We start from the raw sequence: 22391 nt of genomic DNA on the forward strand, positions 1-22391 counted from the left end.
CCTTTACCTCATAACGCGGCGCGCAGGGCTTCGCGAATTAATGTTTCACTGCTGGCATCAGGACGAGCAATTTTGCTCACCATGCGGCTGGCTTCTTGTGGTTTATAGCCTAGCGCCACCAGCGCAGCAACCGCTTCCTGCTCGGCATCGTCAGTTGCCGGGCTGGCAGGAGACGTGAGCACAAGATCGGCGGCTGGAGTAAAGAGATCGCCGTGCAGACCTTTAAATCTGTCTTTCATTTCGACAATCAAACGCTCGGCGGTTTTTTTACCAATGCCCGGCAGTTTCACCAGTGCACCCAGCTCTTCACGCTCAACCGCATTAACAAACTGCTGCGCCGACATTCCGGACAGGATAGCCAATGCTAGTTTTGGCCCAACGCCGTTGGTTTTGATCAACTCTTTGAACAATGTGCGCTCTTGTTTATTGTTAAAACCGTACAGCAGCTGTGCATCTTCACGCACCACAAAGTGGGTGAAAACAATCGCTTCCTGCCCCGCTTCCGGGAGTTCGTAAAAACAGGTCATCGGCATATGCACTTCATAGCCTACGCCGCCCACTTCAAGTAACACCAGCGGGGGTTGTTTTTCAATGATGATGCCTCTGAGTCTGCCTATCACATGACGCTCCTGGGTTAATGGCTATGATACAAAGGTGTATCATAAAAAAATGCTGGATAGATATCCAGCGAGGGATGAAACAAAAGTTGATGTGCAGTGGTTCTATTTGGGTAACCTGCGCACTAGATGAATACTAATTGCACTGTATTCTGCCAATCGGGTTTCGATATTCCAGCGACATACCACACAAAAAGTAATGCTCTGACTTGCCTTTCATTCCTTCAAAATTTATAACCGGGATCCCTTCTGATAAGCTATACCAGATATTGACGTATTCTTCAGACTCAAATAACGAAGGTATAATAACCTTGTTGGTATCACACCTGTTGGCGGCATAGTACTGATAACAGCGCCCACTTGCACCGCAACTGCGTCCATCATCAACAATACACACATTTACGTTATGAAATTGACTTTCGAGCCAGTACTGCCAGGTAACACCCATTGCGCATAAGATGAAAAGCAACGCTGCTACCGAGAGATAACGTTTGCGATGAGCCGTTCTCCTGAGCCCCATACATGTCATAAACAATGCCACTTGTGCTATCAGTACCCATTCCTTATTGCCATCAACCAGATGCCACTGATTGGCGATGCACGTAAGAAGTATCGATATCGCCATACATCCCAATCGATATCCCCAGCAGAAGGTGTTAAAGGGCAATAACAGATAAAGCAGCGATATTGTTCCGGGCATTATGACAAAAGCGGCGGCGTTAGCTTCGACGAGATCGCTAAATAAGGCGTTATAGCTCGCGATAACGAACTGAGTGAATAAAAAGAAGATAATGCCAGTGCTGCGCGTCAGAAAGCTTCTCATCCATTAATCCTTCATTGAGTGAATGCTTTCATTCGCCCAACCCCTGCACATTAAATTTTTCTGGGATCATTCCGCTATCAATTCGCCACTGATAAGATTCCGTATGCGCTAACTCGTCACCATTAAGATCAATCGAAACCTGGTTTGAGTAAATCCGATACTCATCCATTCTTTTAGTCCCGGAGTATTCAGGCAGTGCATAAGTCCCAGCCATTAAATCCCACTTTGACACCCTTTCATAACTTTTTAGCGCATCGCCATATCGCCAGTTAATCAAATCAAAAAGAATGCTTTCGGCATCTTCTCTTGCAAAAATATCATCCCCCGCTCTGATGATAAAACTTCCGGCATTAATTATATAACGATGTTTTCCCGGCAGAAATTCAAAAGCCTGAGTGAGTGAAAATGATTCTTTATAATGCTCACCAGCAGGAATAACTTGCCAGCCATCGACCCCATCATAAATTCCACACATCCCATCAAGGACAATGTTGCTTGTTGTGATGTCAAAGGCTTTATTGCAAGGCATCAAACCACCTTCAAATATATAAGCAGGTTGATTATTGCTATTGTAGAAATCCAGTAAAGCATTCACCATCTGCCCCTGCTGTATAACGCTAAGCCTCACGGTGACACCACTTTGCGCCATTCTCGCATCGTTAAGGCTTGCACCAGCTTCACCCACGCCGTAGATATCATCACTTATATGAATAATTTGAGGCACAAACTCATTGTTCTCATTTAAAGAAATGCGTCCATAACGCCAGGGATAGCGGATGACATTATCTTGAGCAAATATATTCACGCATTGACTGATCGAAACTATAATTATCACATTAATAAATAACCGCATAAAACATTCCTTGTCATTATTACAATACAATGCTAATTCTTTACCAGCACGAAAGATAGATGCTATTTCATATATAAATAATGGATTGATATAGTGAAAATAAATTACCCTGCCAAATATGAAACCGGAGATATTGTTTTTACCTGCATCGGTGCTCGCCTGTTTGGGCAAATCTCTGCAGCTTCGAAATGCTGGAGCAACCATGTGGGGATAATCATCGGACATGACGGTGATGATTACCTGGTTGCGGAGAGTCGAGTTCCGCTCTCCACAATCACGACTTTATCACGATTTATTGAGCGGTCGACCGCTCAACGCTACGGTGTTCGCCGCCTCACTGGAGGTTTAACCGCAGAGCAAAAACTTGCTCTGGTCGAAAAGGTCCCCGGACGGTTGCATAAGCTCTACCACACCGGCTTTAAATACGAATCTTCCCGCCAGTTCTGCTCAAAATTCGTTTTTGATATTTATAAAGAGGCGTTATGTATTCCGGTGGGTGAAATAGAGACGTTTGGAGAACTGCTAAACAGCAATCCGAATGCAAAACTCACTTTCTGGAAATTCTGGTTTTTAGGTTCTATTCCGTGGGAGCGTAAAACCGTAACACCAGCCAGTTTGTGGCATCATCCGGGTTTGGTGTTGATTCATGCGGAGAGAGTAGAAACGCCTCAGCCTGAACTGACCGAGGCGGTATAACTTAACGCAGTCGCCCTCTCGCCAGGTTCAGCCGCGATTCGCTCATCTGCATCGCATTCTGGCTGACATGGCAGTGGGTGATGGCAATCGCCAGCGCATCGGCGGCATCCGCCTGTGGATTAGCAGGTAATTTCAGCAAGGTGCGGACCATATGCTGCACCTGGCTTTTTTCGGCACTACCAATACCTACCACCGTTTGCTTTACCTGACGTGCCGCGTATTCAAATACCGGCAATTCCTGATTCACCGCCGCCACAATTGCCACGCCGCGCGCCTGCCCCAGTTTCAGGGCCGAGTCGGCATTTTTGGCCATAAAGACTTGTTCGATTGCGAAATAATCAGGCTGGAACTGGGTGATGATTTCCGTCACGCCCGCATAAATGAGCTTCAGACGAGACGGTAAATCATCCACTTTGGTGCGTATGCATCCGCTACCCAGGTAGGACAGCTGCCTGCCCACCTGGCGGATGACGCCATAGCCGGTCACGCGCGAACCCGGATCAATGCCGAGAATAATAGCCATCACGCGTCTCCGTTTTGCTGTTTAGCAGGCCTCATCAGAGAGTCGCTGCAACCTCATCAGAGATTTCACCGTTATGGTAAACTTCCTGCACGTCGTCGCAATCTTCCAGCATATCGATCAGACGCATCAGTTTCGGTGCGGTTTCTGCATCCATATCAGCTTTGGTGGACGGGATCATGGAAACTTCCGCGCTGTCTGCTTTCAGACCTGCCGCTTCCAGAGCGTCGCGAACTTTACCCATTTCTTCCCATGCAGTGTAGACATCAATCGCGCCGTCATCATAGGTCACAACGTCTTCAGCACCCGCTTCCAGCGCTGCTTCCATGATGGTGTCTTCATCGCCTTTCTCGAAGGAGATCACGCCTTTTTTGCTGAACAGATAGGCTACGGAACCATCAGTACCCAGGTTACCGCCACATTTGCTGAATGCGTGACGCACCTCAGCAACGGTACGGTTACGGTTGTCAGACAGACATTCAATCATGATTGCCGTGCCGCCAGGACCGTAACCTTCGTAGATGATGGTTTCCATGTTCGCATCATCATCACCGCCCACACCACGTGCAATTGCGCGGTTCAGCGTGTCACGGGTCATGTTGTTAGACAGTGCTTTATCAATTGCTGCACGCAGACGCGGGTTAGCGTCCGGATCGCCACCGCCCAACTTCGCCGCGGTTACCAGCTCACGAATGATTTTAGTGAAGATTTTACCGCGCTTAGCATCCTGCGCAGCTTTACGATGTCTGGTGTTGGCCCATTTACTATGACCTGCCATAAAAATATCTCCAAATAGCCCTGCCTGTTCAGGCAGCGTTAATTACAAACTCTTCAATCGCCTGCCGGTTGCTCCAGGACATGGTGAGCGCCGCCGCAGCAGGCGCATCAAGCCACTTGTAGGCCAGATGTTCAGTGAAAACGATCTGACGCTCGTGCGGTAGCGCAAGGCAGAACCATGATTCCGTATTACGCGTCACACCTGGCGCATAGCGATGACGTAAATGTGAAAAAATTTCAAACTCCACCGTGCGCTGACAGTCAATTAAGGTCAGTTGTTCAGCGACAACATCAATGGTGACCTCTTCCTTTACTTCGCGCATGGCAGCTTGCGGCGCGGTTTCCCCCTCTTCCACGCTGCCGGTGACCGACTGCCAGAAATCGGGATCATCACGCCGCTGTAACATCAGCACCCGTTTCGTATCTTGTGCATAGATGACCACCAGAATAGAAACGGGACGCTTATAAGTCATATCAGTTATTCTCAGCCTTCTTCACAACCTGAATGCTCAGCTCAGCCAGTGCTGTCGGGTTAGCAAAGCTTGGTGCTTCAGTCATCAGACACGCTGCTGCCGTCGTTTTCGGGAAGGCGATAACGTCACGGATGTTGTCAGTGCCGGTCAGCAACATAGTCAGACGGTCAAGGCCGAATGCCAGACCTGCGTGCGGCGGGGTACCGAATTTCAGAGCGTCCAACAGGAAGCCGAATTTCTCGCGCTGTTCCTCTTCGGTGATCCCCAGAATGCCAAACACCGTCTGCTGCATATCACCATTATGGATACGCACTGAACCACCGCCCACTTCGTAACCATTGATGACCATATCGTAAGCGTTCGCCACCGCATTTTCCGGTGCAGCTTTCAGCTCTGCCGCCGTCATGTCTTTCGGCGCGGTGAACGGATGGTGCATTGCCGTCAGGCCGCCTTCACCGTCGTCTTCAAACATCGGGAAGTCGATAACCCACAGCGGCGCCCATTTGCTTTCGTCGGTCAGGCCAAGGTCTTTACCCACTTTCAAACGCAGTGCGCCCATCGCGTCGGCAACAATTTTCTTGTTGTCGGCACCGAAGAAAATCATATCGCCATCTTGCGCGGCAGTACGATCCAGGATGGCTTCGATGATTTCCGCATTAAGGAACTTCGCTACCGGGCTGTTGATACCTTCCAGACCTTTCGCGCGTTCGTTAACTTTGATGTAAGCCAGACCTTTCGCGCCATAGATTTTAACGAAGTTACCGTATTCGTCGATCTGCTTACGGGTCAGCGATGCGCCACCCGGAACACGCAGAGCGGCAACACGGCCTTTCGGATCGTTCGCCGGACCCGCAAATACCGCGAATTCAACGGATTTCAGCAGATCGGCAACGTCGGTCAGTTCCATCGGGTTACGCAGGTCCGGTTTGTCGGAGCCGTAACGGCGTTCAGCTTCCGCAAAGGTCATTACCGGGAAATCACCCAGATCAATGCCCTTCACTTCCAGCCACAAATGACGCACCAGCGCTTCCATCACTTCACGCACTTGCGGCGCGGTCATGAAGGAAGTTTCCACATCGATCTGAGTAAATTCAGGCTGACGGTCAGCGCGCAGGTCTTCGTCACGGAAGCATTTAACGATCTGATAGTAACGGTCAAAACCAGACATCATCAGCAACTGTTTGAACAGCTGCGGAGACTGCGGCAGCGCGTAGAATTTACCTTTGTGGACACGAGAAGGCACCAGGTAGTCACGCGCGCCTTCCGGCGTGGCTTTGGTCAGCATCGGCGTTTCGATGTCGAGGAAACCGTGGTCGTCCATAAAACGGCGCACCAGGCTGGTGATTTTCGCGCGGGTTTTCAGGCGCTGAGCCATTTCCGGGCGACGCAGGTCAAGATAGCGGTATTTCAGACGCGCTTCTTCAGTGTTGACGTGGTTGGAGTCAAGCGGCAGAACGTCTGCACGGTTGATGATGGTCAGCGAGGAAGCCAGCACTTCGATTTCGCCAGTCGCCATATCGCGGTTGATATTTTTTTCGTCACGCGCACGTACGGTGCCCGTCACCTGAATGCAGAACTCATTACGCAGTTCAGAGGCCAGCTTTAACGCGTCCGCACGATCCGGATCGAAAAATACCTGCACGATACCTTCGCGGTCGCGCATATCGATAAAGATCAGGCTACCAAGATCACGACGACGGTTGACCCAACCACACAGAGTCACCTGCTGCCCCACGTGGGACAAACGGAGCTGTCCACAATATTCTGTACGCATGAGATATCCCTTAACTTAGCTGCCGGCGGATGTCCCCTGCTGCGCAGGTGACCTAAGTCGCAGCGTTAGCTGTATGTCACAACTGAATGAAAAAAGGCGGCTATTATACTGGAAATTCTGCCGCACCGTAAGAGTCTGGCCCGTTCAGGAACGACTCGATACTACTTTATATCAGGCCTGGATTCAGACTCTACGCCTGTTTGCTATAAAGGTGTTGCCCGAACACATAAAAATTAACAAAATTTGTCGTTCTGCCATCGGCTAATCGCATTAAGGTGAGAGGCACGATTTTGTTTTGTCAGGAGTGATCATGCTTGAACTTAATGCTAAAACCACTGCGCTAGTGGTGATCGATTTACAAGAAGGCATCTTACCTTTTGCCGGTGGTCCGCATACTGCCGATGAGGTGGTTAATCGCGCCGGGAAGCTGGCGGCGAAATTTCGCGCGAGCGGTCAGCCCGTGTTTCTGGTACGCGTTGGCTGGTCTGCCGATTACGCCGAAGCATTAAAACAACCGGTTGATGCCCCCTCACCGGCTAAAGTGTTACCCGAAAACTGGTGGCAACATCCCGCAGCGTTAGGTGCAACTGACAGCGATATTGAAATCATCAAACGTCAATGGGGTGCATTTTACGGTACGGATTTGGAGTTGCAATTACGCCGCCGGGGTATCGATACAATAGTGTTATGTGGGATCTCAACCAATATTGGCGTTGAGTCCACTGCCCGCAATGCCTGGGAGCTGGGCTTTAATCTGGTGATTGCCGAAGATGCCTGTAGCGCCGCCAGCGCGGAACAGCACAACAACAGCATCAACCATATCTACCCACGCATCGCCCGTGTGCGCAGCGTGGAAGAGATCCTCCACGCGTTATGATTTACATCGGTCTGCCACAATGGTCGCATCCTAAATGGGTGCGTCTGGGGATAACCAGCCTGGAAGAGTATGCCCGCCACTTTAACTGCGTGGAGGGCAATACCACGCTATACGCCCTACCGAAGCCAGATGTTGTCCTGCGCTGGCGCGAGCAGACCACGGATGATTTCCGCTTCTGTTTTAAGTTTCCTGCGACCATTTCTCATCAGGCAGCATTGCGTCATTGTGATGATTTAGCCAGTGAATTTTTGACCCGCATGGCACCGTTAGCACCGCGTATTGGTCAATACTGGCTGCAACTGCCCGCCACCTTCGGCCCGCAGGATCTACCAGCGCTTTGGCATTTTCTCGATTCTCTTCCTGGTGAATTTACCTATGGAGTGGAAGTGCGCCATCCGCAATTTTTCACCAAAGGGGAAGAGGAACAATCCCTTAACCGCGGTTTGCATCAGCGTGGGGTTAATCGGGTAATTTTAGACAGCCGTCCGGTTCATGCTGCACGTCCGCATAATGCAGCCATTCGCGACGCCCAGCGAAAAAAACCTAAAGTTCCGGTACATGCTGTACTGACGGCGACAAATCCGCTGATCCGTTTTATCGGTAGTGATGATATGACGCAAAACCGGGAATTATTTCAGGTCTGGTTACAAAAATTAGCGCAGTGGCATCAGACCACTACGCCTTATCTTTTTTTACATACGCCAGATATTGCCCAGGCCCCGGAACTGGTACATACCCTGTGGGAAGACTTACGTAAAACGCTTCCAGAGATCGGAGCAGTTCCGGCTATTCCACAGCAATCTTCTCTTTTCTGAATTTGCCACCTATCATAGACAAGTGCCATCGGCCATTTTAAAGGGAGTTTGTATGGTAAGCGCGCTGTATGCCGTTTTAGGTGCGTTGTTATTAATGAAGTTCTCTTTTGATGTTGTTCGCCTGCGAATGCAGTATCGCGTTGCCTATGGCGACGGCGGTTTTAGCGAACTACAAAGCGCTATTCGTATTCATGGCAATGCGGTGGAATATATTCCCATCGCGATTGTATTGATGCTATTTATGGAAATGAATGGTGCTGAAACCTGGATGGTGCATATTTGCGGCATCGTTTTGCTCGCAGGTCGTCTGATGCATTATTACGGTTTCCATCATCGTCTGTTTCGCTGGCGACGTTCTGGTATGAGCGCCACCTGGTGTGCGCTGTTGCTGATGGTGCTGGCGAATCTTTGGTATATGCCCTGGGAGTTGGTTTTCTCCCTACGTTAGCGCACAATACGCCACTTTCTTTTTCCCGGATTTTTACGTTATGTCTCACCGCGACACGCTATTTTCTGCTCCTATCGCCAGACTGGGCGACTGGACCTTTGATGAACGGGTAGCTGAAGTCTTCCCGGATATGATCCAACGTTCCGTTCCCGGCTACTCCAATATTATTTCAATGATTGGTATGTTAGCCGAACGCTTCGTTCAACCGGGTACGCAGATTTACGATCTGGGCTGTTCTCTGGGCGCGGCGACGCTCTCGGTGCGTCGCAACATTCATCATGATAATTGCAAAATTATCGCCATCGACAATTCCCCGGCAATGATTGAACGCTGCCGCCGTCATATCGACGCCTATAAAGCGCCTACGCCTGTTGACGTTATTGAAGGTGATATTCGTGATATTGCCATTGAAAACGCGTCGATGGTGGTACTGAATTTTACCCTGCAATTCCTGGAACCCGCCGAGCGCCAGGCATTACTGGATAAAATTTATCAAGGTCTGAATCCTGGCGGCGCACTGGTGCTGTCCGAAAAATTCAGTTTCGAAGATGCCAAAGTCGGAGAGCTGCTGTTCAACATGCACCACGACTTTAAACGTGCCAATGGTTACAGTGAGCTGGAGATCAGCCAGAAACGCAGCATGCTGGAAAACGTAATGCTGACTGATTCCGTTGAAACCCATAAAGCACGTCTGCATCAAGCCGGTTTTGAACATAGCGAACTATGGTTCCAGTGCTTTAACTTTGGTTCGCTGGTGGCATTAAAAGCAGAGGACGCTGCATGATCGACTTTGGTAACTTTTATTCTCTGATTGCCAAAAATCATCTTTCACACTGGCTGGAAACGCTGCCTGCTCAGATTGCCAGTTGGCAGCGCGAGCAGCAGCACGGGCTGTTTAAGCAGTGGTCAAATGCGGTGGAGTTTCTGCCTGAAATTAAACCGTATCGTCTTGATTTACTGCATAGCGTGACGGCAGAAAGCGAAGAGCCACTGAGCGCCGGGCAGATTAAGCGCATTGAAACACTCATGCGTAACCTGATGCCGTGGCGCAAAGGGCCGTTCTCGCTGTATGGTGTCAACATCGATACCGAATGGCGTTCCGACTGGAAATGGGATCGTGTTCTGCCACACCTTTCTGATTTGACCGGGCGCACCATTCTTGATGTCGGCTGCGGCAGCGGCTATCACATGTGGCGCATGATTGGCGCAGGCGCGCATCTGGCGGTGGGTATCGACCCTACGCAACTGTTCCTCTGCCAGTTTGAAGCAGTGCGTAAACTGTTGGGTAACGATCAACGAGCGCATCTGCTGCCGTTAGGCATTGAACAACTTCCGGCACTGAAAGCCTTTGATACCGTCTTTTCGATGGGCGTTCTTTACCATCGTCGTTCACCGCTGGAACATCTGTGGCAGTTGAAAGATCAACTGGTAAATGAAGGCGAACTGGTGCTGGAAACGCTGGTTGTCGATGGTGACGAAAACACCGTGCTGGTGCCGGGCGACCGTTACGCACAAATGCGTAATGTTTATTTCATCCCGTCGGCCCTGGCGTTAAAAAACTGGCTGAAGAAGTGTGGTTTTGTTGATATCCGTATTGCGGATGTGAGCGTTACCACTACAGAAGAGCAGCGACGCACCGAATGGATGGTCACAGAATCACTGGCTGATTTTCTTAATCCGCATGATCCGAGTAAAACCGTGGAAGGTTATCCTGCGCCTAAACGCGCGGTACTGATTGCGCGCAAGCCGTAAAGGTCTGGTATTACTGCCTGATGCGGCGTGAACGCCTTATCCGGCCTACAAACCCTTGCTAATTCAATATATTGCAGGGACTATGTAGGCCTGATAAGCATAGCGCATCGGGCAGCTTTACGTTTGCATAACCTCAGCGCCCGTTTCCGGGCGCTACCCGCATCTTATGCCTGAACAGCTGGCTGATCAAACGCCGTTAACTTCGGCGCATTGCCCGTATATTTTTCGATATACACCAGCGCAGAGTTACCGGCACAGGCATTTGCCAGCTGCGAGCTGGGGATATCCGCCGTTAACACGTTCGCACTGCCGTTTTTACACAAGCCATTTTCCAGATCCGGCCATGCGCCTTCATGCACGCATACCACGCCTTTTTTAATCCCGTCAGTCACCACGGCGCCTGTCAGGATCTGACCGCGTTTGTTCCAGACTCGCACCAGATCACCATTCGCAATACCAAAGCGGGCAGCATCTTCCGTGTGAATAGTGATCGGTTCACGATCGGCAACCGAATATTTTTTACGCAGTTCCGCATAGTTAAGCTGACTGTGTAAACGATGTGCCGGATGTGCGGTCAGAAGCTGCAACTGCTTCTCGTCGGCGGTGCCTTTCCATTCATCAGGAGCCAGCCAGGTCGGGTGTGCCGGGCAATCCTTATAGCCAAATTTCTCCAGCGTTTTTGAGTAGATTTCAATTTTGCCACTTGGTGTACCCAGCGCATTTTTCACCGGATCTGCGCGGAAATCGCCATAGCGAACGAACTGCTCATTCTTCTCGCTGCGGCGCATTTCAAGCAATTTATTTTGCTGCCAGAAGGCATTAAACATCGGCATGGTGACGCGTTGCGCACGCGCACCTTTCTGAGCGGCATCATAGAAAAATTTCAGCCACGCCATTTCATCTCTACCTTCGGTATAGATCTCTTTTCCGCCTGGTTTCAGTAATTCCGCAAGGTCGGCAAACACGTCAAAATCGTTGCGTGCTTCAAATTGCGGAGCGACAACCTGCTTCATCGGCACAATATGTTGGTTACTGTAATCGCCGGTCATCGTCAGATCATTGCGCTCGAACGATGTGGTGATCGGTAATACGATATCCGCGTGTTTAGCTGCCGCCGTCCAGTAGCACTCAGAAACGACGATCATCTCCGGTTTCTGCCAGGCTTTAATCAGACGATTAGTATCCTGGTGATGGGTAAAGTTACCACCACCAGCCCACCAGATCATTTTGATATTCGGGTACGTTTGCTCTTTACCATTGTGCTGATATTTGCCGCCAGGATTTTCCAGCGCATCGACAATACGCGCGACCGGAATCGCCGTCATTCCGCCATCATCAGCTTCCTCGTTTGCCTGTCCGGATATAGCCGCAGACATTTCCGGCAGTACGCCGCCAACTCGCGTCGGATTGCCGCCGTTGGAGTAATGATAAGAGAAACCAAAACCGCCGCCCGGTGTACCAATCTGCCCTAACATCGCCGCCAGCGTCACCAGCATCCAGTGTTTCTGTTCTCCGTATTGCTGGCGTTGGATCCCCCAGCCTGCCATCAGCATCGTGCGATTCGCTGCCATCAGTTCAGCGAGTTTGGCTATCTGCGCTTCCGGTACGCCAGTAATTTCCGCCGCCCAGGCCGCGCTCTTCGGCGTATTATCGTTCTTGCCAGTCAGATACTCTTCAAACTGCGGATAACCGGTGGTGTATTTCTCAAGGAAGGCTTTATCGTGCTTACCTTGTGTCATCAGGGTATGCGCGATGCCTAGCATCAGCGCCACGTCGGTCCCCATATTCGGCGCGATCCAGGTCGCGTTATCGCCAAAGAACTCGATTGTTTCGGAACGGATAGGGTCGATGGCAATCACCGGTTTGCCCGATTTCTTCAGCTGATGGAAGTATTCCAGCCCTTGTTCATCGGTACTGCTCCAGGCAATTTTTAAGGTATTAAGCGGGTTCATGCCCCACAACACCACCACCTGACTGTTTTCCAGAATCAGTGGCCAGGAAGTCTGCTGTTCATAGACCTCCACAGAACCGACGACGTGCGGCATGATCACCTGCGCAGCCCCGGTAGAGTAATCGCCACTATGCCCGGAATAACCGCCCGCCAGGTTCATATAACGTTGTAGTAAGGTTTGCGCTTTATGCAACACACCAGAAGAGCGCCAGCCGTAAGATCCGGCAAAAATGGCCGAAGGACCGTTGGCCTTGCGGATGCGATCGTGTTGCTCATGAATCAGTTTTAATGCCTGTTCCCAGCTCACCTGGACGTAACTGTCTTCGCCACGACCTTTTGCCGGTTGCAGTGGATTATCGAGATAGCTTTTTCTCACCATCGGATGCTGAATACGCGCCGTAGTGTGTACCTGATCCGCCGCCGTCGACTGTAACGAGTTCGGGATGGTCTTCGCCAGCGCGCCTGTAGAAGAAACAATCTTACCGTCCTTCACTTCTACGTTCATCGCTCCCCAACGACCCGCGGTGAGTATTGTTCCGCCCTTCTCTTCTGCCCATGCGGGTAGCGGTGCTGCCGATGTCACCACCAGCGCTCCAGCGGCAATACCGCTGTGTTTAATAAATTCACGTCTTGTTAATGTCATAACTTCCTCCCTGATCAACGAGGATCACTGTTTCTCGGTAATATCTTTGGCGTTGTACTGGAAATACCGCGTTAAAATGTCCAGTTCGTTTTCGCTCATGCTGGTTCGTGCTCCCATTCCTTTGGCAATGGACGGCCACGCATTGACGGTGTAATGGTCGGCGGCAATAGGGGCATGACAACCAGCGCAATAGGTATCGTCAAGTTTTTCAGCGTATTGCCATAGCGGTTTACGGTCCGCTAATGCGGGATCGGTAAGCGCACCCTGTAAAGACGCCTGACGCCATTGATTGCCGTATTCGTCAGCCTGCCATTCCCCGTTTACCGTGAGCGCCTTGATACCTTCTTCACTTAATGTGGCTAGCGCCAGCCGTTGACCTGCCGCCAGGTAGAGCGTGTTTTCACTGCCCTGCATTTGATAACCCTGCAGCAGGACGATCGGCTGTTTGCCGCTGGCATCAACAACCGTGAGATCGGTGCCAGGATTCACAGTGGCCAGTTCACCTATGCGGGAAGGTTTGAAAGGATAAATATGTGCGCCATTGGTCACTGAAGTGGCGGCCTGGCTTTCCAGTTCATGCGCCGCGTTGTCATCCATTTTTATTTCTGGCGGGAAATGGGCAATCCCTTTATGACAATCAATACACGTTTCACCGTCCTTTTGCGCTTTGGTATGCATTTTCTGCGCAGATTCACTTTGCGATGCAATATCCATCGCATCAAAAGAATGGCAACTACGGCACGTTGCAGAATCCGATGCTTTTAATTCCTTCCATACTGTTTCGGCCATTTCCTGACGGTGGGCCTCGAACTTTTCGTCACTGTCTATTTTGCCGCTAACAAATTCATGATAAATATCTTTAGATGCTTTTAATTTAGCAAATAAATAATCCATCCCTGACTTTGGAATATGACAATCAGAGCATTCGGCACGTATGCCTTTTTGATTGGAAAAGTGGACGGTTCCCTGATATTCCTCAAACGGTTTGCTCATTGAGTGGCAGGAAAGACAAAATGCTGTTTCCGATGTTTTGTGTAACGCTTTTTGTGCCAGTAATAAACCGCCAGCACCAACCACCACTGCTATCAGCAGAAAAAATAACCAAATGCGTTTTTTCCCTCGCATAGATTCCTCTAATTAAATTCCAGGACATCGAAATCATTATATAATTAAATATACAACGAATTAATAACTCACTAAATTCGGCACAACACTGCCTGAAATAATCGATAAAAAATATGATTTATTACAACTTAATCATTAATTATTAAAGAAGAACTCACTCGTTATTCTGATATATGTTTGCCAGTTTTGATAATTTAAATTACATAATTATTATGAATATATAAGACATTTTTAGCCCACCGATTTGCGCACTGTTACCAGCTCAACACGCCTGGATAATCGTTCATTATTTGTACTGCCAGAGGATAAAAAAAGGCCCCTGTTGAAATTGCAGGGGCCTGGTACGAGCAAGCATCATATTGGGCGACATGATGCAACGGTAAAAATCATTTGGCCTGATGGCGTTCAATGATTCCTTTCATTTCAGCAACCGCCGCCCCGTCTACGACATAACGCGAATACTCGTCCGCGTGTGCATCTGATGACATGGACAATCCTTGATTACGATAACGCATCGGTGAGGCTTGCCACGCTCCCGCGGAGCTATGGACTTCCAGCACTCCGGCATCGAGGAAATGGTGCAGATTTTCTGCACGGACTCCTGCTCCGGCCATGATGATTGGAGTATCACCATAGGCAATAAGTTCCAAAATTTTTGATAAACCTTGCAGAGCGTCTGATTTTTGCCCGGAAGTCAGTACCCGGGCAATGCCTAATTGTGCAAGATTATCCAGTGTGTTTAATGGGTTAGCACACATATCGAACGCGCGATGAAACGTAACGGCCAACGGACCGGCAGCGGACATTATTTTTTCCATTCGTGGCATATCGACATTACCGTCAACATCCAGAACGCCCGTCACCAGCCCCGGAAAGCCTAATTCGCGGACAGTACGAACATCCTCAAGAATGGCGGCAAACTCACCGTCGCTGTAGCAAAAATCACCACCGCGCGGGCGGATGATAGGGTGCACGGGAATCGTTATCTTCTGGCGCACGGATTTAAGCACCCCCAGCGACGGCGTTAAGCCCCCTTCTTTCGGTGCCGCACACAGCTCGATTCTGTCGGCGCCATTTTGCTGCGCCGTTAGTGCGCATTCCATGCTGTAACAGCAAATTTCCAGTAATGCCATTTTTGCTCCTTAATTACACCGACTGTTCACTGGCGACGATCTCTTCAATGGACCACGGATGAAACTTAATGGTTGTTCTGCCGTCGGTAACTGCCAGTGTCGGATTCGGTAATCGTTCATGCTCGCCTTTTGGTGAACTGGTTTTAACCGAGATCCCCTGCAGGCTAAGTCCTTCATCAGAAAGCAACGCCAGCGCGCGGGCATTCAGCGTTTCTGGCTCGCCCGGCAGAACGATTTCGATATGCTCCCAACCTTCGTGCGGGTAACGTTTTTCTCCCGGCCACGGTAACTCAACAATGGAAAATTGCCAGTGAGCAACCTGCACCGGTTCGTGCAATTTAAACAGACAAATTGGTCTGCCATTGATCATATTTTCTGACAGGAGTTCGCCGCACTGTTCAAACCCGCGACGCCAGCGTTCAGCGGTAGCGTTTTGATGGCAACGCAAAGAAATGTGATCGGCAGCCAGCGGGGTGATATCCAGACCCAGACGACGGGAAAGTTCGTCTAATGCATGGATAAATCGCGGTAAATCTGTTGCAATATCCTGCAACTCGTCGATAGATTGCCAGTTCGCCATAATCACTCTTCGTCTTTCAGTAAAAGCGTTAATTTACCCTGTTGCCCTTCCCCAACCAACCGCTGATTTCGTGCAGTACCCGATGCAATAGTAAAAACGGCAATGCGCCGCGCGCACGTTGCTGACGAAAACAGCCATTTGCAGTATACTCCCGCCCTAATTTCTTTAACTGGTGCGGGCAATTTTTGCTCGCTTCATCAATGTAAGGTATTCCGGTGAATATTCAGGCTCTTCTCTCAGAAAAAGTCCGTCAGGCCATGATTGCGGCAGGCGCGCCTGCGGATTGCGAACCGCAGGTTCGCCAGTCAGCAAAAGTTCAGTTCGGCGACTATCAGGCTAACGGCATGATGGCAGTTGCTAAAAAACTGGGTATGGCACCGCGACAATTGGCAGAGCAGGTGCTGACTCATCTGGATCTTAGCGGTATCGCCAGCAAAGTTGAGATTGCAGGTCCGGGCTTTATCAATATTTTCCTTGATCCGGCATTCCTTGCTGAACATGTTCAACAGGCGCTGGCGTCCGATCGACTTGGTATTGCTACGCCAGAAAAACAGACCATTGTGGTTGACTACTCTGCGCCGAACGTGGCGAAAGAGATGCACGTCGGTCACCTGCGTTCCACCATCATTGGTGATGCGGCAGTACGTACCCTCGAGTTCCTCGGTCACAAAGTGATTCGCGCGAACCACGTCGGCGACTGGGGTACTCAGTTCGGTATGCTGATTGCGTGGCTGGAAAAACAGCAGCAGGAAAACGCTGGTGAAATGGAACTGGCTGACCTTGAAGGTTTCTACCGCGACGCGAAAAAACATTACGATGAAGATGAAGAGTTCGCCGAGCGCGCACGTAACTACGTGGTAAAACTGCAAAGCGGTGACGAATACTTCCGCGAGATGTGGCGCAAACTGGTCGACATCACCATGACGCAGAACCAGATCACCTACGATCGTCTGAACGTGACGTTGACCCGCGATGACGTCATGGGTGAAAGCCTGTACAACCCAATGCTACCGGGTATCGTGGCGGACCTGAAAGCCAAAGGTCTGGCAGTAGAAAGTGAAGGCGCGACCGTTGTATTCCTTGATGAGTTCAAAAATAAGGAAGGCGAACCGATGGGCGTTATCATTCAGAAGAAAGATGGCGGCTATCTCTATACCACCACTGATATCGCCTGTGCGAAATATCGTTACGAAACACTGCATGCTGACCGCGTGCTGTATTACATCGACTCCCGCCAGCATCAACACCTGATGCAGGCCTGGGCTATCGTCCGTAAAGCGGGCTACGTGCCAGAATCAGTGCCGCTGGAACACCACATGTTCGGCATGATGCTGGGTAAAGACGGCAAACCGTTCAAAACCCGCGCGGGTGGTACAGTGAAACTGGCCGATCTGCTTGATGAAGCACTGGAACGCGCACGCCGTCTGGTAGCAGAGAAGAACCCAGACATGCCAGCTGACGAGCTGGAAAAACTGGCTAATGCCGTGGGTATCGGCGCAGTGAAATATGCGGATCTCTCCAAAAACCGCACCACCGACTACATCTTCGATTGGGATAACATGCTGGCATTCGAGGGTAACACTGCGCCATACATGCAGTATGCCTATACGCGTGTGTTGTCCGTGTTCCGTAAAGCGGAAATTACTGAAGAACAACTGGCTGCAGCTCCGGTAATCATTCGTGAAGATCGTGAAGCGCAACTGGCTGCTCGCCTGCTGCAGTTTGAAGAGACGCTCACTGTGGTTGCCCGTGAAGGAACCCCGCACGTGATGTGTGCTTACCTGTACGATCTGGCCGGTCTGTTCTCTGGCTTCTATGAGCATTGCCCGATCCTCAGCGCAGAAAACGAAGAAGTGCGTAACAGCCGTCTGAAACTGGCTCAACTGACGGCGAAAACGCTGAAGCTGGGTCTGGATACGCTGGGTATTGAGACTGTAGAGCGTATGTAATCGATTTTTCGTGAGAGTAAAGCCTGATCAGCAGCACCTGATCAGGCTTTTTTTATTACCATCTAAATGTATTCTGAAAATAGACATGCCATTGTTTTCACGCTGTTGAGTAAGAGGCCAGAAGCGTAATATCCAGCTCCAGGGAAACGATAATGGTTGAATTTAAGGAATACAGCAGTGTTTAAATTTATTGTATTAACATTGGGCATTATCTCTTGCCAGGCTTACGCAGAAGATACGGTTATAGTCAATGACCATGACATTTCAGCCATAAAAGATTGTTGGCAAAAAAATTCAGATGATGATACTGACATTAACGTGATCAAATCATGCCTGCGACAAGAATACAATCTCGTCGATGCGCAATTAAATAAAGCCTATGGTGAAGCTTATCGTTATATAGAACAAGTGCCACGCACAGGTGCAAAAAAACCTGATACCGAACAACTTAACTTGCTTAAAAAATCACAGCGTGCCTGGCTGGACTTTAGGGACAAAGAATGTGAATTAATCCTTTCAAACGAGGACGTTCAGGATTTAAGTAACCCTTATTCTGAATCAGAATGGCTATCTTGTATGATCATACAGACCAATACGCGAACTCGCCAGTTGCAGCTATACCGTAACTCTGAAGATTTTTATCCAAGCCCTTTAACAAGAGGATAATTCACATATTGCTGGCATGTTTTGTTGCAAGCTATTCCTGATAAGTAATTGCAACAAAACATGGAGCCTTTTTCACTAATTTATTAAACATGCTCGTGAGCACGTAATATTTATTTGTCCTTCAGCGATAATTAACAATCACTTCATTACGTTGTACTCTTAGCGGCGGAATTAACCGCCCACCGCCAGGCACTTCCCAGATAAAGCGCAACGGTTCTGCCGTCGGTATACCGGAAAAGGCCACGGTGGTTCCGCTCTGCCCATCTAATTCGACACAACGAGATTGTGAACACAAGCGAACCCGCAGTCCTGCTGGTGTCGGGCCGATAAGCTGATAACGCCACGCCACCAGCGTCATCAATCCTGAAGCAGGTTGTCGCGAAGAAAGAGGCGCAGAAGACATCGACTCACCGCGATGATTTAGCGTAATTCCTACACTACTTGCCTGCCACATCCCCTCCCCGGCGGCTTGCGCCATCACCGGAAACAACAGCATAGCCAATAAGGTTCTCATTATTTACCACCAATCGTCGCCGTCATTCGGATATGTCGGTTATCTGATAGTTCCAGATTCGACAGCACCACTAACTGCGGCAAACTGCGGCGCAGGAAGCGAGATAATAACGGTCGCAGTGCGTGGTTCACCAACAATACTGGCGGGGCACCCAGCATCTCCTGACGGGATAGCGCTTCCTGAGTTTGCGCCAGCAAACGATCCGCCAGACCTGGCTCCAGCCCGCCCCCACCCTGCAACGCCTGCAATAACAAACGTTCCAGCGGCGTGTCGAGGCCAATAACATGGACTTCATCTTTGCCGGGGAACCACTGCTGGGTAATCGCTCGCCCCAACGCTACGCGCACGACGGCAGTTAATTCATGCGGATCGCTCTGAATGGGCGCATGCTCCGCCAGCGTTTCGAGAATGGTGCGCATATCGCGAATCGGCACTTTTTCATCGAGCAGATTTTGCAGCACTTTATGCAGCGTGGTGAGCGTGACGACGCCAGGAACTAAATCTTCCGTCAGCTTTGGCATCTCCTGGGCGACGCGATCCAGCAGTTGTTGCGCCTCCTGGCGGCCAAACAACTCTGCGGCATGCTGGCTAATGAGATGGTTAAGATGTGTCGCCACCACCGTACTGGCCTCAACCACGGTGTACCCCTGAATCTGCGCCTGTTCTTTTAGCGCACTTTCAATCCAGATAGCGTTCAGACCAAAAGCCGGATCGACGGTCGCCTCGCCGGGTAACGTTCCGGCAGCGGTACCTGGGTTAATTGCCAGCCAGCGCCCCGGATAAGCATCACCACTGCCAATCTCTACGCCTTTCATCAAAATGCGATAACGTGCAGGTTGCAGATCCATATTGTCGCGAATGTGCACCACCGGCGGCAGAAACCCCATCTCCTGAGCAAATTTCTTACGAATACTACGAATACGGCCCAGCAACTCGCCATCTTGTTGGAAATCGACCATCGGGATCAGTCGATAGCCTACTTCCATTCCCAGAGAATCTTCCAGCTGCACATCGTTCCACGTTGCTTCGACTACAGCATTATTCTCCGGCATTTTTACCGGTTTTGGTTCGGCTGGCGCTTTTTGTTCGCGCCCGCGTATCCACCAGGCCAGCCCGAGCAATCCCGCCGTGAACAGCAAAAATACCAGGTTCGGCATTCCAGGCACCAGGCCGAGTAAACCGAGCACGGCGGCGCTTAACAACATAACGCTTGGGTTACTGAAAAGCTGATTCACCATCTGCTCGCCAACATCCTGATCGGTGCTGACACGCGTAACGATGACCCCCGCGGCGGTAGAAATCACCAGCGCCGGAATTTGTGCCACCAGACCATCACCAATGGTCAATAGCGTATAACTTTCCGCCGCATGCCCCATGCTCATACCATGTTGCAGCACGCCGACCAGCAATCCGCCGACAACGTTAATGACCATGATCAGGATCCCGGCGATGGCATCGCCACGGACAAACTTACTTGCCCCATCCATTGAGCCATAAAAATCGGCTTCCTGTGTCACTTCGGAACGGCGTTTTTTCGCCTCTTCTTCACCAATCAATCCGGCGTTGAGGTCGGCGTCAATCGCCATCTGTTTACCCGGCATGCCATCCAGAACAAAGCGCGCACCCACTTCCGCGATACGCCCGGCTCCTTTGGTAATAACCATAAAGTTGATGATCACGAGAATGACGAACACCACAATACCGATAGCAAAGTTGCCGCCAACGAGAAAATGACCAAATGCTTCGACCACCTTCCCTGCCGCCGCCGCGCCTGTATGGCCTTCCATCAAAATGATACGGGTTGAAGCCACGTTAAGTGCCAGACGCAACAGCGTGGTGAACAGCAGGATTGTCGGAAACGCGGCAAACTCGAGCGTACGCTGGGTAAACATCGCCACCAGCAACACCATGATCGACAAGGCGATATTGAAGGTAAACAGCAGGTCGAGAATGAATGCAGGCAATGGCAGCACCATCATCGACAAAATCAGCAAAATCAAAATCGGTCCGGCAAGGATCTGCCATTGTGTCGATTTCAGGTTTGCAGGCAGGCGCAGCATCGTGGCCAGATTACTCATGGGGCGGTTTCTCGTTGATAAAATCCAGGGCTTCCGGCACCGGAAGATGAGTAGGTTGTACAGGGCGTTGTCCACCAGCCAGACGCCAGCGTTTCAGTTGCCAGACCCAGGCCAGCACTTCCGCCACCGCGGCATAGAGTTGACCAGGTATTTGTTGGCCGATTTCGGCATGTCGATACAGCGCACGCGCCAGCGGCGGCGCTTCGAGGGTCGGGACGTTATTTTCAGCGGCTATTTCACGAATGCGTAATGCCACCAGCCCCGCGCCCTTGGCGACGACTTTTGGCGCACTCATTTTGTTTTCGTCGTACTGCAAAGCCACTGAGTAGTGAGTTGGGTTATTGACGATAACGTCCGCTTTCGGCACATCGGCCATCATCCGCCGCCGCGCCGCAGCTCGCTGCATCTGACGAATTCGCCCTTTGACATGGGGATCGCCTTCGCTTTGTTTGAACTCATCACGAATATCCTGCCGCGACATACGCAGCTTTTTCAGGTGGCTGAAGATTTGGAAAAAGACGTCAAATCCCACCATCGGAATAACGCCAAGCACCACCAACAGTGCGCATAGCCCAACCAGATCCATGGCGTTTCCCATCGCGGTAATGGGGGACTCTGCCATTAAGCGCATCATCTGCGGCCAGTGATGCCAGAGATAAAACCCCGTCACGCTACCGACCAGGATGGTTTTCAGTATCGCTTTTAGTAACTCCGCACCGGTTTGTGCCGAAAACATCCGTTTAATGCCTGGTAACGGGTTAAGTTTGGAAAACTTCGGCTGCAATGATTTGCCACTAAATACCAGCCCACCCAGCATCACTGGCGAAACGAGCGCTACCAAGACCACGCCACTAATCAGCGGCAGCAGTGCCAGCATAGCTTCTCTTATCAGCAGAATAATCTGTCCAAGGATCAGGTTCGGGTCATTGATGATGCTGTGATCAAAATGCAATCCCGCAGAGAGCATGCCCGACAATCGACGAGCCAGCGACACACCGCCAAACCAAATAACACACACGCCCACCAACAAAATCAGCAGCGACGTTAACTCACGGGAACGCGGGATTTGCCCTTCTTCCCGCGCTTTTTCAAGTCGGTGAGGTGTGGGGGCTTCTGTTTTGTCGTCGCTCTCGTCAGACACATCGCCAATCCTGGAAAGAGTAATAAGCGTGAATGATGCCAGAGCGAAAAGAGTTCAATGGTTTGAGTAAGGGGTAAAACAGGCGGGATTTAGGGCTTTTGCCACTACACATACACATCTGACATGGTGCCATATTTGTCGGATACGGCATAAACACTTTATCCAACCTTTAAGATCTGATGTGAC

23 protein-coding genes are annotated in these 22391 nt (G+C 50.4%); 8 read left to right on the top strand and 15 right to left on the bottom strand.

Going from position 1 to position 22391, the window contains the following annotated elements; all coding sequences use genetic code 11:
• Positions 1-8: 8 nt before the first annotated feature.
• The 3 genes from ruvA to D9742_RS23395 form a co-directional block, all read right to left on the bottom strand.
• A complete protein-coding gene (ruvA, locus tag D9742_RS08980) occupies positions 9-620 on the bottom strand; it encodes a Holliday junction branch migration protein RuvA (RefSeq protein ID WP_130236675.1) in 612 nt (203 codons plus the stop codon).
• Positions 621-753: 133 nt separating this feature from the next.
• Positions 754-1440 (bottom strand): hypothetical protein, encoded by a 687-nt coding sequence (locus tag D9742_RS08985; RefSeq protein WP_130236676.1) that lies wholly within the window; start codon positions 1438-1440, stop codon positions 754-756.
• Between the two features lie 28 nt (positions 1441-1468).
• Positions 1469-2518 (bottom strand): hypothetical protein, encoded by a 1050-nt coding sequence (locus D9742_RS23395; protein ID WP_240780475.1) that lies wholly within the window; start codon positions 2516-2518, stop codon positions 1469-1471.
• Between D9742_RS23395 and D9742_RS08995 the strand changes: the two genes are divergently transcribed.
• Positions 2426-2989, top strand: a complete 564-nt coding sequence (locus D9742_RS08995) for a YebB family permuted papain-like enzyme (RefSeq protein ID WP_240780473.1) — start codon at positions 2426-2428, stop codon at positions 2987-2989. The two genes, D9742_RS23395 and D9742_RS08995, sit on opposite strands and share 93 nt — an antisense overlap.
• A gap of 1 nt (position 2990) precedes the next feature.
• Here D9742_RS08995 and ruvC read toward each other — a convergent pair whose 3' ends face one another.
• Genes ruvC through aspS form a run of 4 tightly spaced genes read right to left on the bottom strand, consistent with a single transcriptional unit; the run spans position 2991 to position 6533 of the window.
• Positions 2991-3512: a crossover junction endodeoxyribonuclease RuvC gene (gene ruvC, locus D9742_RS09000; protein ID WP_001295503.1), complete on the bottom strand. Its 522-nt coding sequence runs from the start codon at positions 3510-3512 to the stop codon at positions 2991-2993.
• A gap of 34 nt (positions 3513-3546) precedes the next feature.
• Entirely contained in the window at positions 3547-4287 is a 741-nt protein-coding gene (locus D9742_RS09005; RefSeq protein ID WP_000907234.1) for a YebC/PmpR family DNA-binding transcriptional regulator, read from the bottom strand.
• Between the two features lie 28 nt (positions 4288-4315).
• Positions 4316-4768 carry a dihydroneopterin triphosphate diphosphatase gene (gene nudB / locus D9742_RS09010; RefSeq protein WP_130236679.1) on the bottom strand — a complete coding sequence of 151 codons (453 nt, stop codon included), beginning with the start codon at positions 4766-4768 and terminating at the stop codon, positions 4316-4318.
• Positions 4761-6533: an aspartate--tRNA ligase gene (gene aspS / locus D9742_RS09015; RefSeq protein WP_130236680.1), complete on the bottom strand. Its 1773-nt coding sequence runs from the start codon at positions 6531-6533 to the stop codon at positions 4761-4763. The genes nudB and aspS overlap by 8 nt, the downstream gene beginning before the upstream one ends.
• 310 nt (positions 6534-6843) lie before the next feature.
• On the opposite strand from aspS, the gene D9742_RS09025 reads away from it, so the two are divergent.
• From D9742_RS09025 to cmoB, 5 genes are read left to right on the top strand one after another with little or no spacing between them, the layout of a single operon-like run.
• Positions 6844-7410: a hydrolase gene (locus D9742_RS09025; RefSeq protein ID WP_000891620.1), complete on the top strand. Its 567-nt coding sequence runs from the start codon at positions 6844-6846 to the stop codon at positions 7408-7410.
• Complete coding sequence (locus D9742_RS09030) at positions 7407-8225, top strand: DUF72 domain-containing protein (protein WP_130236682.1); 819 nt, start codon at positions 7407-7409, stop codon at positions 8223-8225. The genes D9742_RS09025 and D9742_RS09030 overlap by 4 nt, the downstream gene beginning before the upstream one ends.
• A 52-nt stretch (positions 8226-8277) precedes the next feature.
• Positions 8278-8673 carry an MAPEG family protein gene (locus tag D9742_RS09035; RefSeq protein ID WP_000252971.1) on the top strand — a complete coding sequence of 132 codons (396 nt, stop codon included), beginning with the start codon at positions 8278-8280 and terminating at the stop codon, positions 8671-8673.
• Between the two features lie 40 nt (positions 8674-8713).
• Positions 8714-9457: a carboxy-S-adenosyl-L-methionine synthase CmoA gene (cmoA, locus tag D9742_RS09040; RefSeq protein ID WP_064529282.1), complete on the top strand. Its 744-nt coding sequence runs from the start codon at positions 8714-8716 to the stop codon at positions 9455-9457.
• On the top strand, positions 9454-10425 hold the full coding sequence (cmoB, locus tag D9742_RS09045; protein WP_130236683.1) for a tRNA 5-methoxyuridine(34)/uridine 5-oxyacetic acid(34) synthase CmoB: 972 nt from the start codon (positions 9454-9456) through the stop codon (positions 10423-10425). Before cmoA ends, cmoB begins: the two co-directional genes overlap by 4 nt.
• Before the next feature lie 164 nt (positions 10426-10589).
• Here the strand turns inward: cmoB and torZ are convergent, their stop codons facing one another.
• The 4 genes from torZ to D9742_RS09065 form a co-directional block, all read right to left on the bottom strand.
• The gene (gene torZ, locus D9742_RS09050; protein ID WP_130236684.1) at positions 10590-13019 is read right to left on the bottom strand and encodes a trimethylamine N-oxide reductase TorZ; all 2430 of its coding nucleotides are present in this window, start codon (positions 13017-13019) and stop codon (positions 10590-10592) included.
• Positions 13020-13043: 24 nt separating this feature from the next.
• Positions 13044-14144 (bottom strand): NapC/NirT family cytochrome c, encoded by a 1101-nt coding sequence (locus tag D9742_RS09055; RefSeq protein ID WP_130236685.1) that lies wholly within the window; start codon positions 14142-14144, stop codon positions 13044-13046.
• Positions 14145-14530: 386 nt separating this feature from the next.
• Positions 14531-15277 (bottom strand): copper homeostasis protein CutC, encoded by a 747-nt coding sequence (cutC, locus tag D9742_RS09060; RefSeq protein ID WP_130236686.1) that lies wholly within the window; start codon positions 15275-15277, stop codon positions 14531-14533.
• A gap of 13 nt (positions 15278-15290) precedes the next feature.
• Positions 15291-15857, bottom strand: coding sequence for a VOC family protein (locus D9742_RS09065; protein WP_130236687.1), 567 nt, complete (start codon positions 15855-15857; stop codon positions 15291-15293).
• Positions 15858-16072: 215 nt separating this feature from the next.
• Between D9742_RS09065 and argS the strand changes: the two genes are divergently transcribed.
• Complete coding sequence (gene argS, locus D9742_RS09070) at positions 16073-17806, top strand: arginine--tRNA ligase (protein WP_044865144.1); 1734 nt, start codon at positions 16073-16075, stop codon at positions 17804-17806.
• A 27-nt stretch (positions 17807-17833) separates the two neighbouring features.
• Here the strand turns inward: argS and D9742_RS23400 are convergent, their stop codons facing one another.
• Positions 17834-17893, bottom strand: a complete 60-nt coding sequence (locus D9742_RS23400; RefSeq protein WP_240780472.1) for a hypothetical protein — start codon at positions 17891-17893, stop codon at positions 17834-17836.
• A 90-nt stretch (positions 17894-17983) separates the two neighbouring features.
• On the opposite strand from D9742_RS23400, the gene D9742_RS09075 reads away from it, so the two are divergent.
• A complete protein-coding gene (locus tag D9742_RS09075) occupies positions 17984-18472 on the top strand; it encodes a lysozyme inhibitor LprI family protein (protein WP_053273937.1) in 489 nt (162 codons plus the stop codon).
• A 121-nt stretch (positions 18473-18593) separates the two neighbouring features.
• Here D9742_RS09075 and flhe read toward each other — a convergent pair whose 3' ends face one another.
• Genes flhe through flhB form a run of 3 tightly spaced genes read right to left on the bottom strand, consistent with a single transcriptional unit; the run spans position 18594 to position 22205 of the window.
• Positions 18594-18986 carry a flagellar protein FlhE gene (flhe, locus tag D9742_RS09080; protein WP_001259594.1) on the bottom strand — a complete coding sequence of 131 codons (393 nt, stop codon included), beginning with the start codon at positions 18984-18986 and terminating at the stop codon, positions 18594-18596.
• Positions 18986-21064, bottom strand: coding sequence for a flagellar biosynthesis protein FlhA (gene flhA / locus D9742_RS09085; RefSeq protein WP_130236688.1), 2079 nt, complete (start codon positions 21062-21064; stop codon positions 18986-18988). Before flhA ends, flhe begins: the two co-directional genes overlap by 1 nt.
• Complete coding sequence (gene flhB / locus D9742_RS09090) at positions 21057-22205, bottom strand: flagellar biosynthesis protein FlhB (RefSeq protein WP_130236689.1); 1149 nt, start codon at positions 22203-22205, stop codon at positions 21057-21059. Before flhB ends, flhA begins: the two co-directional genes overlap by 8 nt.
• Between the last annotated feature and the right edge of the window lie 186 nt (positions 22206-22391).

It is taken from the genome of Escherichia sp. E1V33 (assembly GCF_004211955.1).
GTDB lineage: Bacteria > Pseudomonadota > Gammaproteobacteria > Enterobacterales > Enterobacteriaceae > Escherichia.